The 16,086-nt window shown below is 64.6% G+C and carries 12 protein-coding genes; 8 read left to right on the plus strand and 4 right to left on the minus strand.

Going from position 1 to position 16,086, the window contains the following annotated elements; translation table 11 throughout:
- From BLX42_RS01265 to BLX42_RS01275, 3 genes are all read left to right on the plus strand, one after another.
- Positions 1-1,159: aldehyde dehydrogenase family protein (locus BLX42_RS01265; protein WP_161870974.1), on the plus strand; the 1,159-nt coding region annotated here is incomplete at its 5' end.
- 121 nt (positions 1,160-1,280) lie between these two features.
- On the plus strand, positions 1,281-1,760 hold the full coding sequence (locus tag BLX42_RS01270) for a VOC family protein (protein WP_046785979.1): 480 nt from the start codon (positions 1,281-1,283) through the stop codon (positions 1,758-1,760).
- Between the two features lie 51 nt (positions 1,761-1,811).
- Entirely contained in the window at positions 1,812-2,999 is a 1,188-nt protein-coding gene (locus tag BLX42_RS01275) for a hypothetical protein (RefSeq protein WP_161870975.1), read from the plus strand.
- 96 nt (positions 3,000-3,095) lie between these two features.
- Here BLX42_RS01275 and ilvA read toward each other — a convergent pair whose 3' ends face one another.
- Positions 3,096-4,658: a threonine ammonia-lyase, biosynthetic gene (ilvA, locus tag BLX42_RS01280; RefSeq protein WP_080952106.1), complete on the minus strand. Its 1,563-nt coding sequence runs from the start codon at positions 4,656-4,658 to the stop codon at positions 3,096-3,098.
- A 184-nt stretch (positions 4,659-4,842) separates the two neighbouring features.
- Positions 4,843-5,274, minus strand: a complete 432-nt coding sequence (locus tag BLX42_RS01285; protein ID WP_115274604.1) for a PACE efflux transporter — start codon at positions 5,272-5,274, stop codon at positions 4,843-4,845.
- A 188-nt stretch (positions 5,275-5,462) separates the two neighbouring features.
- On the opposite strand from BLX42_RS01285, the gene wecB reads away from it, so the two are divergent.
- Genes wecB through BLX42_RS01305 form a run of 4 tightly spaced genes read left to right on the plus strand, consistent with a single transcriptional unit; the run spans position 5,463 to position 12,626 of the window.
- Positions 5,463-6,617 (plus strand): non-hydrolyzing UDP-N-acetylglucosamine 2-epimerase, encoded by a 1,155-nt coding sequence (wecB, locus tag BLX42_RS01290; protein WP_125923713.1) that lies wholly within the window; start codon positions 5,463-5,465, stop codon positions 6,615-6,617.
- Positions 6,614-8,788 carry a cyclic di-3',5'-guanylate-activated glycosyltransferase NrfB gene (nrfB, locus tag BLX42_RS01295; protein WP_046785976.1) on the plus strand — a complete coding sequence of 725 codons (2,175 nt, stop codon included), beginning with the start codon at positions 6,614-6,616 and terminating at the stop codon, positions 8,786-8,788. The genes wecB and nrfB overlap by 4 nt, the downstream gene beginning before the upstream one ends.
- Positions 8,785-11,787, plus strand: a complete 3,003-nt coding sequence (locus BLX42_RS01300) for a phage receptor (protein ID WP_161870976.1) — start codon at positions 8,785-8,787, stop codon at positions 11,785-11,787. Before nrfB ends, BLX42_RS01300 begins: the two co-directional genes overlap by 4 nt.
- Positions 11,787-12,626 carry a DUF4434 family protein gene (locus BLX42_RS01305; protein ID WP_161870977.1) on the plus strand — a complete coding sequence of 280 codons (840 nt, stop codon included), beginning with the start codon at positions 11,787-11,789 and terminating at the stop codon, positions 12,624-12,626. The genes BLX42_RS01300 and BLX42_RS01305 overlap by 1 nt, the downstream gene beginning before the upstream one ends.
- A gap of 103 nt (positions 12,627-12,729) precedes the next feature.
- Here BLX42_RS01305 and BLX42_RS01310 read toward each other — a convergent pair whose 3' ends face one another.
- Both BLX42_RS01310 and BLX42_RS01315 read right to left on the minus strand, forming a co-directional pair.
- Positions 12,730-14,028, minus strand: a complete 1,299-nt coding sequence (locus BLX42_RS01310; protein WP_161870978.1) for an ATP-binding protein — start codon at positions 14,026-14,028, stop codon at positions 12,730-12,732.
- 6 nt (positions 14,029-14,034) lie between these two features.
- Positions 14,035-14,736, minus strand: coding sequence for a response regulator transcription factor (locus BLX42_RS01315; protein ID WP_039601547.1), 702 nt, complete (start codon positions 14,734-14,736; stop codon positions 14,035-14,037).
- A gap of 173 nt (positions 14,737-14,909) precedes the next feature.
- Here BLX42_RS01315 and BLX42_RS01320 point away from each other — a divergent pair, with 173 nt between their 5' ends.
- Positions 14,910-16,085, plus strand: a complete 1,176-nt coding sequence (locus BLX42_RS01320; RefSeq protein WP_046785972.1) for an efflux RND transporter periplasmic adaptor subunit — start codon at positions 14,910-14,912, stop codon at positions 16,083-16,085.
- Position 16,086: the final 1 nt, after the last annotated feature.

The following is a 16,086-nucleotide window of genomic DNA, read 5'->3' on the forward strand; positions in this document are numbered from 1 at the left end:
CGACCGCCGCTCCAGCCGCTTCGAACTCGAACAGGGCACCCTCGGCCAGATCCGCCGCGCACCGCTTGGCGTGGCCTTGTGCATGGGGCCTTACAACTACCCGCTCAATGAAACCTTCACCACGTTGATCCCCGCGCTGATCATGGGCAACACCGTGGTGTTCAAACCGGCCAAATTCGGCGTGCTGTTGATTCGCCCGCTGCTCGAGGCGTTCCGTGACAGCTTCCCGCCGGGGGTGATCAACGTCATTTATGGCCGCGGCCGCGAAACGGTCAGTGCCTTGATGGCCAGCGGCAAGGTCGACGTGTTCGCCTTCATTGGCACGCACAAGGCCGCCAGCGACCTGAAAAAGCTCCATCCGCGCCCGCACCGCCTGCGCGCCGCTCTAGGGCTCGATGCCAAAAACCCCGGCATCGTGCTGCCCCAGGTAGACCTGGACAATGCGGTCGAAGAAGCGGTCACCGGCGCGCTGTCGTTCAACGGCCAGCGTTGCACCGCACTGAAAATCCTGTTCGTCCATGAAGACGTGGTCGAACCGTTTCTCGACAAGTTCCAGCGCAAGCTCGCCGCGCTCAAGCCTGGCATGCCCTGGGAGCCGGATGTGGCCCTGACGCCGCTACCGGAACAGGGCAAGGTCGATTACCTCGACGCCCTGGTGGCCGATGCCACGGCCAAAGGCGCGCGGGTGGTCAACGAGGGTGGCGGGAACAGTCGCGGTTCGTTCTTCTACCCTGCCCTGCTCTACCCGGTAACCGGTGACATGCGGGTGTACCACGAAGAGCAATTCGGCCCCGTGGTACCGGTGGTGCCCTACCGCGACCTGCAGACGGTGATCGACTACGTGCTCGATTCCGACTTCGGCCAGCAGTTGAGCCTGTTCGGCAACGACCCCAAGACCATCGGCAGCCTGGTCGACATCTTTGCCAACCAGGTGGGCCGTATCAACCTCAATGCCCAGTGCCAGCGCGGGCCGGACACCTACCCCTTCAATGGTCGCAAGAACAGCGCCGAGGGTACCTTGTCGGTGCATGACGCCCTGCGCGTGTTCTCGATACGCACCTTGGTCGCGACCCGCTTCCAGGAAGCCAACAAGGAACTGATCAGCGAGATCATCCGTAATCGGCAGTCGACGTTCCTCACCACCGATTACATCTTCTGAACGGGCCCTGCTTATAGACAAACGATCTACCTGAGCTGTCGATTTTCGAGCTGCCTGACCGACTTTATGCAACAGGGGCGCAACCTGCCCCTTTCGCATTCATTTCAGAGGAGTGTCGAACATGGCAGCCCGCCCCATTCCCGAAGGCCAGCACAGCATTACCCCGTATTTGGGCATCAAGGATGCCGCCAAGGCCATCGACTTCTACAAGCAAGCCTTCGGCGCGGTCGAAATGTTCCGCCTCGAAGGCCCGGACGGCCGCGTGGGGCACGCAGAGCTGAAGATCGGCGATTCGTCGCTGATGCTCGCCGACCCTTGCGACATGGCGGGCGGCCTGACCTCCAGCCAGTCACTCAGCGGTGTCGCCATTGGCCTGCACTTGTACGTGGAGGACTGTGACAAGGTCTACGCCCAGGCCATTGCCGCCGGGGCCACCCCGTTGCATGAGGTAAAGGACCAGTTCTACGGCGACCGCAGCGGCACGTTGAAAGACCCGTTCGGCAACATGTGGTTCGTCTCTACCCACAAAGAAGACCTCAGCCCCGACGAAATCCGCGCCCGCGCCGCCAAACTGTTCGCAGGCAACCAAGCGACTGGTTGAAAGCGGCGCGACTTTGCCTGAAGCTTGTGGCTCGTAGCTTGGAGCTGCTTCATGCGAATCATCGACAAAACCGCCGCGCAGGTACGTAGCCTGACCCCGGCCGAAGAGGAACTGCTGCAGGCATTCGCCACAGGCACTCTCATTGGCCCCGGCCTGTTACAGGCCAACCAGCTACTGATGAAGGTGCGCAGCGCCAACCAGTGGCTGGCCTGCGATTGCCGCAAGGACGCCCTGCCGGTGCTCAATGTCACCCTCAATGGCAACACCGGCACACTGTTTCTCAAGAACAACCCCGGCACCGCCGAGCATGCACCCGGCTGCCCGTTCAGCAAAGACGAGCGTGAGGCCGCCGAACGCGAGCAAGACCCCGCCCCGCCCGCCGCCTGGCTGGCCCCTGACACTGCACTGCGCCTGCTCGGTGATTTTCGCAAGGCCAGCGAAAACAGTGGCGCTGCCCAGGATGGCAACGAACGCCGCGAGCAGCAGCGCCTGCTCTCGCTGCTGCTGACCTGGATCGAAACCAGCGGCCTGAACCTGTATGCCACGCACCTGAAAAAGGACCTCACCGCGCAGTTTGCCGAGCTGCGCAGTGTCGCCAGCCGTTACCCCCTGCTCGAACGCGTGCCCGCCAGCAACTACCTTGAAACCCGGCTGGACATGAAGCACATGATGATGCTCAAGGCCCGCCTGCGCGAAGCCACCGTGTTCGGCAACCATCGCCGCCATGGCCTGTTGCTGGACTGCGTCGAGCAGATCAAGGGGCGCAAGCTGTTCAACAACCGCAGTGAGGATGGCTTCGACTTTCAGGGGCATCACCTGTACTGGGGTGGCAGCCGGGTGTCAGGGCCGCTGCTGGCGCTGATCCTGTACTCGCCCACCAGCGCAGGCAGTCACTTCTACGAGCTGATCCACGTGGCCAGCGTGCCAGTGTTGTCGCGCGCTCACCTGTTCCCGGTTTACCGCGACGAGGAGCGTGAACCGCTCAAGGCCTTGGTGTCGTTGATCGACTGGATGGCCAGCAAGGGGGTCAAGGTGCAGATGCGAAGGCCCGTGATCGGTGGCCAGGTGATGGATGAACTGGTGCTGACCTCCGACCAGGACCGCGTGCTGTCGGTGTCGCTGCTGGAGCAGCCGGTCGGGCCGGAACCGGATGCCGAGAATTTCAAGCGGTACGCCGATTTCAAGAGCCTGGAGACATTCCGCAAGTTTGTGGCCGGGTTCTTCATGCGCGAGCGCTGAGGTAGCACTCGAGGCGGGCCGGCCAATGGCCAGGATGTTGCTGGGCTGTTGCGATCGAGCGCGGCCCGCGCGGCGCTCGATCTCAACAGCGCCCGATCACCCAAGAAACAGCTTGTAAGCAGGATTCTCGGTCTCATCCCAGTACCGATAGCCCATCTCATCCAGCGCCAGCGGCAGCCCTGCCTGCTCATCCTCGGGCACCTCCAGCGCGGCAAACACCCGGGCTTCGGCCGCGCCGTGGTTGCGGTAATGGAACAGGCTGATGTTCCAGCGCTTGCCCAGCCGCTCCAGGAAGCCCAACAACGCTCCCGGACGCTCCGGGAACTCGAAGCGCAGCACCCGCTCATCGGCTCCCGGCGCCGCATGGCCACCCACGGTATGGCGCACATGCAGCTTGGCCAGCTCGTTGTCGGTCAGGTCGAGCACGCTGTAACCCTGCTCGGCGAGGTGTGCCAGCAGTTTCTCCCGGGGGTCGTGCAGCGGGTGCGTTTGCACCCCGACAAACAGGCGCGCTTCCTTGCCGGGGTAGTAGCGATAGTTGAACTCGGTGATCTGGCGCTTGCCCAGCGCCTGGCAGAAGGCCCGGAAGCTGCCTGGCTGCTCGGGGATGGTCACGGCAATGATCGCCTCGCGCTGCTCACCCAGCTCGGCACGTTCGGCCACATGGCGCAGGCGGTCGAAGTTGACGTTGGCACCGGAGTCGATCGCCACCAGCGTCTGCCCCCGTGCGCCTTCGCGGGCCACGTACTTCTTGATGCCAGCGACCGCCAGCGCGCCGGACGGCTCGGTGATCGAACGGGTATCGTCATAGATGTCCTTGATTGCCGCACACAGCTCATCGCTGCTGACGGTCACCACCTCATCGACGAAATGCCGGCACAGTTCAAAACAGTGCGCACCGACCTGGGCGACCGCCACGCCATCGGCGAAGGTACCTACCTGCGGCAGGATAACCCGCTCCCCCGCAACCATGGCGGCCTGCAGGCAATTGGAGTCTTCCGGCTCGACACCGATCACCTTGACCTCGGGGCGCAGGTACTTCACGTACGCGGCGATCCCTGCCACCAGGCCACCGCCCCCGACCGGCACGAAGATGGCATCCAGCGCACCCGGCTGCTGGCGGAGGATCTCCATGCCGACCGTGCCCTGCCCGGCGATCACGTCGGGGTCATCGTAAGGTGGCACGAAGGTAGCGCCTTCGCTGTCGGCCAGGGTCAGTGCATGGGCCAGGGCGTGGGGGAAGCTTTCACCGTGCAGCACCACATGCCCACCCCGCGAACGTACACCTTCGATTTTCAGCGAAGGCGTGGTGGTCGGCATGACGATGGTCGCCTTGATGCCCAGATGGGAGGCCGCCAGCGCCACACCCTGGGCGTGGTTGCCTGCCGATGCGGTGATCACCCCACGCTCGCGCTGAGCGGGGGTCAGGCGCGCCAGCCGGGTGTAGGCACCGCGGATCTTGAACGAGAACGTGGGCTGCAGGTCTTCGCGCTTGAGCAATACCTGGTTGCCCAGGCTGGCGGACAACGCCGGCGCCGCTTGCAGTGGGGTCTCGATGGCCAGGTCGTACACCGGCGCAGACAAGATGCGCCGCACCTGCTCCGACAGCAGCTGCTGAGGGGTAAGCGGGGTACGGGGGCTGACGTTGAGGCTGGTCATCGGGTGCAACTCCTTGGCTGTTTTCACGTTGCCCAGGAGTCGAAGAGTAGAAACCCGCCTCCAGGGCGGGTTCGGTGCACGTACGCGCTAGCCCGCCAAACTGATAATGGCGGTAATAATAATGGCGTTCACATGCGGGAAAGTGTTCATGGGGAGGGAACTTATCCCGCTGTACCTTGGCGTGTCAACACTTGGCTTGCTGTGCCGAGAGCGGCACATCGAACACCTTGTCGAAACCCCACTGGAACACGAAGGCATAGACGAAGAAGAACACGAACAACGCCATGTTGGTGAGCAACGCTGCCCACAGGCTGACATCCAGCCAGTACGCCACCAGCGGCAGCAGGATCACCACCAGCCCGCCTTCGAAGCCCAAGGCATGCAGCAGCCGGCGCATGAAGGTACGTTCACGCTGGTGCTGGCGCGCCTCCCAGCGCTCGAAAGCCCAGTTGAAGCCCATGTTCCAGCTCATCGCAATGCCCGACATCAACACTGACAGCACGGTCGACTGGGCCATGCCGGCACCGAACGCCAGTTCCAGTGCCGGCGCCACACAGGCCACGGCGATGGCTTCGTAGAGGATGGCCTGGACGATCTTGCGTGCCTTGCCTTGCATCTTCAGCTCCCTGTCGAAAAGGCCTACCACGTTACTAGAAGCCGCTGGCAAGCAAAAGCCTGAATACCTGGCCCGGCCACGCACAACCGTGCATTGGACAACCCGGCACCTGACTGCTTGTATCTACCCATTGCAAGTGGCGCGAGGTCGTACACCTTCGTCCAGGGAATCGTACGAGGAACAACACGATGGCCAACACCGTCATGATGGTATTCGGTACCCGCCCAGAAGCGATCAAGATGGCCCCACTGGCCAGGGTCCTGCGTGAGTGGCCCGACATCGACCTGCACATCTGTTCCACCGGCCAGCACCGCGAGATGCTTGAACAAGTGCTGACCGCCTTTGGCCTGAGCGTCGATCAGGACCTGAAGGTAATGACTCAGAATCAGACCCTGAACGGCCTTGCCCGTGACCTGCTGGACTCGATCGACAAGGCCTATGAACGGGTCAGGCCAGAGATCGTGCTGGTCCATGGCGACACCACCACCAGCTTCATCGCCGGCCTTGCCGCCTTCCACCGGCACATCCCCATCGGCCACGTCGAGGCCGGGCTGCGCACCGGCAACCTGCAGCAACCCTGGCCTGAGGAAGCCAACCGGCGCCTGACCGGGGTGATCGCCGACCTGCACTTTGCGCCCACCACCAAGGCCCGCGACAACCTGCTGCGCGAAGGCGTGCCGCTGGAACAGATCGAGGTCACCGGCAACACCGTCATCGACGCCCTGCTGTGGATGCGCGAATACCTGATGGAAACCGCGTGGCAGCCCGCCGCCGACTCCCCCCTGCACAAACTGCACGACGATCAGCGCATGGTGTTGATCACCGGCCATCGTCGGGAAAATTTCGGCGCCGGTTTCGAACGTATCTGCCTGGCCCTGGCCGAACTGGCACTGCGCTACCCCGATGTGCAGTTCGTCTACCCCGTTCACCTCAACCCGCAAGTGCAGAAAGCGGTCTACGGCCTGCTCTCGGGGCGTGACAACATCCACCTGATAGCCCCGCAGGACTATCAGCACTTCGTATGGCTGATGAACCGCGCCCACATCATCCTCACCGACTCCGGTGGCATCCAGGAAGAAGCCCCGGCACTGGGTAAGCCGGTGCTGGTGCTGCGCAAGGTCACCGAACGGCCGTCGGTGCTCGAAGGCGGCACGGTGAAGCTGGTCGGCACACAGACCGAGCGCATCGTCAAGGAAACCAGCCAATTGCTGGACGATGGCCAAGCCTACGCGCGCATGGCCCGCGTATTCACCCCCTTCGGTGACGGCCACGCCAGCGAAATCATCGCCGAGCGCCTGAGCCGCTGGTTCGAGGAAAGCGTAACCAAACGGGATGACGCATGAGCCTGGCTTTCATCGATTTCGTTACTTACGTACTGTTTGGCCTCAAGATCCTGGCGATCATCCTCGCCGCACTGATGTTCCTGCTCGGCTTGGACGACCTGTTCATCGACCTGTGCTACTGGTGCCGCAAGCTGTTCCGCCATTTGCGTATCTATGACAAGTACGCCAGGGCCGACGAGAAGCGTCTGTTCGAGGTGCCGGAAAAACCCCTGGCGATCATGGTCCCGGCCTGGAACGAAGTGGGCGTGGTGGGTGAAATGGCGCGCCTGGCGGCCTCGACCATCGACTACGAAAACTACCAGATCTTTGTCGGCACCTACCCCAACGACCCGCAAACCCAGGCTGACGTCGATGCCGTGTGCCTGCACTACCCCAACGTGCACAAGGTGGTCTGCGCCCGCCCCGGCCCCACCAGCAAGGCTGACTGCCTGAACAACATCATCGATGCCATCCTGCGCTTCCAGGACGACGCACGTATCGAGTTCGCAGGCTTCATCCTGCATGACGCCGAGGACGTTATCTCGCCCATGGAGCTGAGGCTGTTCAACTACCTGCTGCCCGCCAAGGACATGATCCAGATCCCGGTGTACCCCTATGCGCCGGAGTGGAAAGGCTTCACCGCCGGGCACTACGTGGACGAGTTCGCCGAGAACCACGGCAAGGACGTCATCGTCCGCGAAGCGCTGACCGGCCAGGTGCCCAGTGCCGGTGTCGGCACCTGTTTCAGCCGCCGCGCCATCAGCGCCCTGCTCGAAGACGGTGACGGCATCGCCTTCGACGTGCAGAGCCTGACCGAGGATTACGACATCGGCTTTCGCCTGAAGCAAAAAGGCATGAAGTGCATATTTGCCCGCTACTCGGTCACCGACCCTGCACTGGCCCTCAAGCACGAGTGGCGCCCCGGCATGAGCCGCGAGTTCGCCCAGGTGATCTGCGTGCGCGAGCACTTCCCGCGTGACTGGCAGCATGCCATCCGGCAAAAGTCCCGGTGGATCGTCGGCATCGTGTTCCAGGGCACCAGCAACCTGGGCTGGAGCCGAACAGGTGCGCTCAACTACTTCCTCTGGCGGGACCGCCGGGGCCTGTTCGCCTACCTGCTGGGCTTTTTGGTCAACCTGTTGCTGCTGGTGCTGCTGGCCATGTGGCTGGTTACGGTGATTGCGCCGCAGTCCTGGCGCTTCATGTCGATCCTCAGCGACAGCCAACTGCTGACCACACTGCTCTGGCTCAACGGCCTGATGCTGATCAACCGCCTGTTCCAGCGCGGCTGGTTCGTCACCCGCTATTACGGCATCGGCGAGGGGCTGCTGTCGGCCCCCCGGATGATGTGGAGCAACTTCGTCAACTTCTTTGCCAACCTGCGCGCCCTGCGCCAAGTGATGGAGATGGGCGATTCACGCCGGGTGGCCTGGGACAAGACCACCCACGAGTTCCCCGCCATCGCCTCACCGGCCCGCACTCCGCTGGGCCACCGCCTTGTCGCCAAAGGCTACATCAGCGAAGCGCAGCTCGAACAGGCCATCACCAGCCCGGTGCGGCGGCGCCTGGGCCGCGAGCTGCTGCTGCGTGGCTGGCTGACCAGCGAACAGCTGGTGCAGACCCTGGCCGAGCAACTCGACCTGCCATGGGCACCGCTCAACCCGTTCAAACTCGACCCGCAACTGATCGCCCTGCTGCCGCGCCGGCTGGCTACGCACTACGGCGTGCTGCCGGTGGCCGAAGACGGCAATACGCTGGTGCTGGCCAGCGAGAGCCCGGTCAGCCAGGTCTCGCTGGGGGTGATCAGCCGCCAGCTCAAACGCCCGGTAAGCTGCCGCCTGGCACCCCAAGGCCGGGTGACCCTGGGCCTGCGCTACCACTACCCCAGCCCCTGGCAGACAGACCAGACCCGGCAGATGCTCGACGTGCTCGAACGGCACCAGGACAACGCCGAACTGATCGAGCAGGTGAGTATCCACCAGGTCATGCTCGGTGCGTTGCTGCAGGTGCGCGGCATGGTCCCGGTGACCCTGTTCAACCAGGCCCTGATCGATTTTGATCCCGAGCGGCAGAGCCTTGGCGAACACCTGATCGCGCGCGGCATCATCACCGAGCTCGTGTTGCAACAGGCGCTCGAAGAACAGGCCAGCGAACAGCAGGCCGCCTTTGACCTGATCAGGGAGGTGGCATGAAGCCGCGCGTTACCCTCACACTCACCGGCCTGTTGTTGTGCACCACCGCCCTGCCTGCCCTGGCCGCGCCCATGACCGATTTCCAGCGGTTCACCAGCTACCCGTTCATGGAGCGCGGTTACCGCGAAGCAAAAAAGGACAATTGGGCCGAAGTCGAGCGCCTGACCCGCCATGTACTCGGGCGGGTGCCGAACAACGACGAAGCGCGCGCGCTGCTGGTCGAGGCCCTGGCCCACCAGCGCCGCTACAAGGAAGCAGAAGCACTGGCCGAGCAGCTTGGCAGCGGCACGGAGCATGCCGGCGCCCTGCTTGAACTGCGCCTGACCTGGATCGAGCAGGACCCACCCGCGGCCAGCCAAGTGGAGGGCTGGTTGGCCACAGCTGACGGCGCACACCGGGTACGCCTGTGGCAGGCCTACAGCCTGAGCCTGGCCAAATTCGGCGGCGCCGGCAGGGCCCTGGACTGGCTGAACCAATTGCCACCACGCGGCGATGGCCAGGTGCTGCGCCTGGCCAGGGCCAATTTCGCCGAACAACTGCGCAACTGGAACGCCACCATCGATCAGCTGCAGCCTCTGGCCGACAAGGGGCAATTGCCGGTGGATGCCTGGCAGCGCCTGGCCAACGCCTACGTCCAGCAGGTCGATGAAAAAGGCCTGACCCGATTGCTGCAAAGCGCGCCTTCCCCCGAGATGGCCACCCAGACCCGGCTGGCCATGGCCAACCGCGCCATCGCAATGGGCTACAGCAAGCAGGCCCAGCGCTGGCTGCAAACGCTGCCCACCGAGCAGTTGCAACAGCCCGAACAGCGCCAGCAGCTCTGGGAGCTGGCCCGCGAGGGCAACGATGCGCCGTTGCTCAGGCGCCTGAGCAACGAGCTGCAGCGGCCCTGCCTGGAGACGGTCGACTGGCTTTCACGGCACGACCCGAACATTGCCCGAGAACAGTTCAAGGACTGCTCTGCAGGCGCCGAACCACGCGCCTACGCAATACTCAAGCAGCGCCTTTACGGCGACCCGGCAGCGCCGCCACAACCGCGCACCGCCGCCGGGTGGGAGCACCGTTACCGGCGCACGGGCGAGCTGGCCGCACTTGAGCAAGCGACCTTCCTGCTGGTGCGCCAAGGCCACGACGAGCGCGCCCGAACCTTGTTGGAACAGGCCTACGACCGGCGTCAAGGACGGCTGACACCCTCACTGCTGCAGCGCCTGGGCAATCTTTATGCTCGCCAGGACGGCCAGCTGGACAGCCGCAGAATGCTCAGCCTGATCCCCCAGGTGGATGCCAATAGCCGTGCCCAACTGCTCGGCCGCTTGGCCGAGGCCGGGCAATGCGACACCGTGCGCCAGGCCGTACCGGCAAGCCCCAGCGAAGCCGGGCAATACCGTGCACTGGGGCGCTGCGCCATGCCTGAACAGCCGGGTGAAGCGGTGGTCTATTACCAGGCCGCCGAGCGCCTGGGCGACAGTGGCAACCGCCTGTCACTGGCCTATGCCCTGGAAGCTGCAGGTGACTCTACCGCAGCCCTGCCCATCTGGCGCAGCCTGCCGGACAGCGCCTGGAACGACAACGCCCGCCTGACCGCCGCCGCCGGCGCGCTGAACGCGGGCGACCCGCAAGCCGCCCGCCGCTACTGGGACGCCGCTGCGCACACCCGCGCTGATGACTGGGCACTGGGCACCGCCATCGCCCAGCGCCAGGGTGACCTGCAGGCCGCCCTTGGCTTTCAGCGCCAGGCACTGGCACACAACCCGCGCGCCGACCACTACTACGCAGCCGCCAACACCGCACAACAGGCCGGCGACAGCGCCCAGAGCACTGCCTGGCTGGCCGAAGCGGTGCGCCTGGCCCCCAACCAGCCACGCTATCGCGCCGACTACGGCATGCGCCTGGCCAGCTCGCCAGACAAGACCGACCGCCGCCAGGCGATCCCGTATCTGCAGCGCGCCACCCGCGATTTCCCCGAGGACTACCGCCTCGGCGAAACCCTGGCCGTGCGCTACGACGAAGCCGAAAACAGTGCCTCGGCGCGCCGCGAGCTGCGCCGGGTGATCGATGTGGAGCAGGACCTTGTCGACGGCGATGATGAATACGGCAGCCTCGATGCCCGTAAATACCGCCAGCGGCGCGCCCACGAAACCTTGGCGCGGCGTGACACCGTGACACTGGCCAGCACCTGGTCGCCAGCCGGCATCTCGACCAACGACAGGTTCCTCGACGACGGCGTGCGCAGCGGCAGCTCGCGCCGGGCACAGTCGCAGAACGTGCAACTGGCCATGTGGGACCATGCCTTGGGCGAAGAGCCCAGCCGCAATGGCAGCACGCTGTCGGTTTACGGCCGCGTGCTGTTCGGCGGGCAAAGCCGTAGCGACTACGCGCAAAGCATGGGCACCGGTGTCGGCCTGCGTTACAAACCGATAGGCCAGGCCAACCTCAACCTGTACGCCGAGCTCTACCACCAACGGCAGATCGACACCGAGCACTACAGCGGCCTGAGCCTGGGTGAGCTGCTCAGCCCGGCCAAGGTCGGTGGAAACTGGGGTGACCTGCGCCACAACGCCGAGTCGAGCAACGACCTGCTGCTGCGCGCCACTGCCTCGTTTCTCGACCAAGGCGACTGGCGCAACGACTGGCGGGTAGACGAGGACGACTGGAACGAGCGTTTCCTCTACCTCGACGCTGCCTGGTGGACCCGTGCCGGTGACCATGCCTGGCTGTCCCGTTACCAGCAGGGCCATGCCTGGAAATTGCCCGGCACTTCGCCGCAAACCCTGATGCCCTATGGCTTCTTCGAGTTTTCCAGCCAGGACCCCAGCAACGACTGGCGCCAGGATGCCCGCGCCGGCGTGGGCGTGCGCTGGCAATGGTGGTTCGACGATGACCGCTACAACGCCTACCGCGGCTCGTTGAAAGTACGCGCCGAGTATCAGCAGTCGTTGGGTGGCAACCTTTACCAGCGCGCCAATGGTGTGCTGGTCGGCGCGGAGATGAACTTCTGATGCGTACCTTTCTGGCCATCTGCCTGTTTGCGTTGAGCCTGCCGGCTGTGGCCGACCAGCGCCTGTTCTATCAACCGCTGAACCGCGACGCCAGCGTCAGCCCCGCCCAATGGCAGCAACTGTGGCGTACCACCGTGGCCCAGGGCGGCAAGATCGTGATCGTGCAGTGGAGCGCCTATGGCGACAGCGATTTCGGTGGTGCCCAAGGCTGGCTGGCCAACAGCCTGCGCGAGGCGCATGCCCAAGGCCTGCAGCTGGTACTCGGGCTGTACATGGACCCGGCCTATTATCAGCGCATCGAGGCACTCGACGGTGATGGGCTGAGCAGCTACTGGAAAGCCCAGCTGGGGAGATCCCTGAGCCAGCACCGACAGGTGCGCCAGCACTGGCAAATAGAGGTGGCTGGCTGGTACCTGCCAATGGAACTGGACGACCTGCACTTTCGCGACGCGGCCCGTCGCCAGGCGCTGTACAGCCAGTTGCAGGCGTTCAGCCGGCAGTTGGACAAACCGCTGCATATCAGTGCCTTCAGTGCCGGCAAGCTGGCGCCGCGGGTCAACGGCGCCTGGCTGGACCAGCTCGCAGGCCTGGGCGTGAGCGTCTGGTGGCAGGACGGCGCTGGCACCGGGCGGCTGCCGGCGCTGGTGCGCCAAAGCTATGAACAGGCCTTGCCTTGCCGCGTGGGCGTGGTGCGTGAAGCATTTCGCCAGGTGAGTGGGCCGGGGCAGGCTTTCAAGGCGCAGGCTGCGCAACCGAATCTGACCGGCGGATGCCATGCCGAGGCGGTGTTTGCCCTGCGCTACCGGCCCTGGGCGCGGGGTGTTCTGACGCAGAATTGATACTGTCTGCACCGGCCCACAAGTACCCCGCTGCTCTCAAGCTCAGCGCAAACCCAGTGAGAGCCGGCTTGCCGGCGATCATCGGCGAAGCCGGTGCCATGGATTAACCTGATGGCAAGCGAATCATGAACTGTGCACCACCCAGGGCTGACTGCGCCACCGTCAGCGTACCACCCTGCCCCTCGATGGCTCGCCGGCTGATCGCCAACCCCAGGCCGAACCCGCCGGTATTGCGATCACGGCTGCGGTCCAAGCGGTAGAACGGCTGGAAGATGCGCTCACGCTCTTCGACCGGAATGCCGATACCGTCATCCTCTACCGTCAACAGGCAAGCACCGCTCTCTTCCAGACGCAAACGCAGCAGCAGGCTCTGATCGCAATAGCGCATGCCATTGCGCACCAGGTTCTGCACCGCGCGGGCCGTCAGGCGCGGGTCAAGCACGAAGCGCGGCAGAGAACCTTCGGCGCGTACCTCCCACTCAATGCCACGGCTGTCGAGCTCTTCGGCAAAGCCGCCGAGCACACTGTCGACCAGCTCAAGCAACGACACCTCGACCCGCTCACGGGCCTGGTCGGCGTTGTACAGCCGGCTGTAGGACAGCAGTTCGAGCACCAGTTCGTCCAGCTCGCGCACGTGCCCGACCAGTTCCAGCAGGCGCTTGCGGCTGGTGGGCGGCACTTCGTCGAACAACAGCACCAGGCCGAAGTCCAGGCGAGTGAGCGGCGTGCGCAACTCATGGGACACGGCGTTGAGCAGCTCACGCTGCTGATTGACGTGGCGCTCCAGGTCGCCGGCCATGGTGTCGAATACACCGGCCAGTTCACCGATGTTCGAATGCGGGGAAATGTGCGTACGCTCGGCCATCTGCCCCTGGCCCAGACGCCTGGCCGTTTCCTTGAGCCGCTCAAGGTCGCGCCAGTGCGGCCACACCCACAACAGCAGGCAGCCAAGCATGGCGGCGCCGATCAGCACAGTCACGCCCCAGGACAGTACGTTGATGTCCAGCGGGTCCGGTGGCGAGTGCAGGCTCACCAGCCAGCCCTCTTCCAGCGGCGCCAGCACCGTTTCGTAATAGCCCCACTCGCCGATGCGCACTGCGTACAGGCCATGCGCCAGACGCGCCTGCTCCGGCGCGCTCAAGCTGGCCTGATCGGTACGCAACAGGGTCACCTGCAGCGGCGCGAACGCCTCGGCCAGCTCCTGTTCCACCGCAGGCCATTGCTCGCGCGGGGCCTGGCGGAACTGGCGCACGATCAGTGACTGCACGCCTTTGGCCTGGTCCAGGTTGTAGGCCACGAAGCGGTCATGGAACAGGCCGACGATGGCGTCAGGAATCAACAGCAGCGCACCGGCGTAGGCGACGATGATCACCAGGTAAAGGCGCACCAGAATCTTCAGCATGTCGCTTCAGCACTCCCATTCGACGCGGCTGAACAGGTAACCCTTGCCCCACACGGTCTTGATCTTGCGCGCTTCGCCGGCACTGTCATCGAATTTGCGCCGCAGCTTGGAAATGGCCACATCCACCGAGCGGTCGGTGCCGTTGAACTCGATACCGCGCAGTTGCTGAAGGATGCGGTCACGGCTCAGCACTTCCCCGGCGTTGCGCGCCAGCACCACCAGCAGGTTGTATTCACCGCTGGACAGTTCCACCTCTTCGCCGCGCCAACAGACCAGGCGCTCGGCCAGGTCGATGCGCAAGCCACCGATCAGGATCTGCTCACTGTCCAGCCGCGGCTCATGGACGCTGCTGCGGCGCAGCAAGGTTCGCACCCGCGCCAGCAGCACCCGCGGCTCACACGGCTTGGTGACGTAGTCGTCGGCGCCCATCTCCAGTCCCAGTACCTGGTCGTGGCTGTCGTCGCGGGCCGTCAGCATCAGGATCGGCAGGCTTTGGGATTCCTGGCGCAGCAGGCGGCACACCTGCAGGCCGTCGATACCCGGTAGCATCAGGTCAAGGATGACCAGGTCGGGTTTGTCTTGCCGGAACGCGTCCAGCACATGGTCGCCCCGGGCGATCACCCGCACATGGAAGTCGTTGCGTTGCAGATAGCTGGCAATCAATTCAGACAGGGCGCTGTCGTCTTCTACCAGAAGAATGTTTGGCATAGGGCTTGGTACGAGCTGAGGGAGGCCAATACAGGCATGTAGCGGCAAGAATATAGAATCCCCACCAGTGCAGGATTTTTCTTCACACTTTTTCACACACGTCCTACAGGTATTAACAGGCACCCGTGCCCTGCCTGCCTTAGCATACGGCCGGTCATCATCGGAAGATCCGTATGCCTATCATCCTTATCCATCGCCTGCGCCCCGTGGCGCTCGTGGCGCTTCTGGCCCTGTCCGTTGCCGGGTGCAACGACACCGAAGAGCAGGACGCCAAGCCCCCCGTACCCCAGGTCCGGGTAGAAACCCTGCAGCTCCAGCCCCTGGCCATCAGCACGGAACTCAGCGGGCGCCTTCTCGCCCCGCGTACCGCAGAGGTGCGCGCGCGGGTGGCGGGCGTGGTGCTCAAGCGGGTCTACCGCGAAGGCAGCGACGTCAAGCAAGGCGACGTGCTGTTCCTGATCGACCCGGCACCGTTCAAGGCCGACCACGATAGCGCCCGCGCTACACTGGCCAAGGCCCAGGCCAACCTGTACCAGGCCCGCTTGCAGGAGCAGCGCTACCGCGAACTGGTCGACGACAAGGCCGTCAGCCGCCAGGAGTACGACAATGCCCGCGCGGCGTTCCTTCAGGCCGACGCCGAAGTGGCCGCTGCCAAGGCAGCGCTCGAACGGGCGCGCCTGAACCTGGGCTACGCCACGGTTACCGCACCGATCTCCGGGCGCATCGGCCGCGCCCTGGTAACGGAAGGCGCGCTGGTGGGGCAGAACGAGACCACGCCACTGGCGACCATCCAGCAGCTGGACCCGATCCACGCCGACGTCACCCAGTCGACCCGCGAGCTCAATACCCTGCGCCGTGCGCTGCGTGCTGGCGAGTTGCAGCAGGCAGGCAATGGGGAGGCAAGCGCCACGTTGATCCAGGATGACGGCAGTGCCTACCCGTTGCCCGGCAAACTGCTGTTCTCGGACATCAGCGTGGACCCAAGCACCAACCAGATCACCCTGCGCAGCGAGTTCCCCAACCCTGACCTGGACCTGCTGCCCGGCAGCTACGTGCGCGTGCGCCTGGAGCAGGCCGTACAGCCCAAAGGCATCAGCGTGCCGCAGCGCGCCATCCTGCGTGACAGCGCCGGGGTGCCGAAGGTGCTGGTGGTCGACGCGCAGGCACGCATCAGCGAGCGCCAAGTGGTACTGGGCAACGCCCAAAGCGACCGCTGGATCGTCAGTGAAGGCCTGGCCGCCGGCGAGCGTGTGGTCATCGAGGGCCTGCAACACGTCAAGGCCGGTGACCAGGTCCAGGTCGACACGGCCCAGGGCAGCCAACCCATCGCCCAGCACAACGGCCAGTGAG

Source organism: Pseudomonas sp. SG-MS2 (genome assembly GCF_009933855.1).
In the GTDB taxonomy this organism is placed as follows: Bacteria; Pseudomonadota; Gammaproteobacteria; order Pseudomonadales; family Pseudomonadaceae; genus Aquipseudomonas; species Aquipseudomonas putida_E.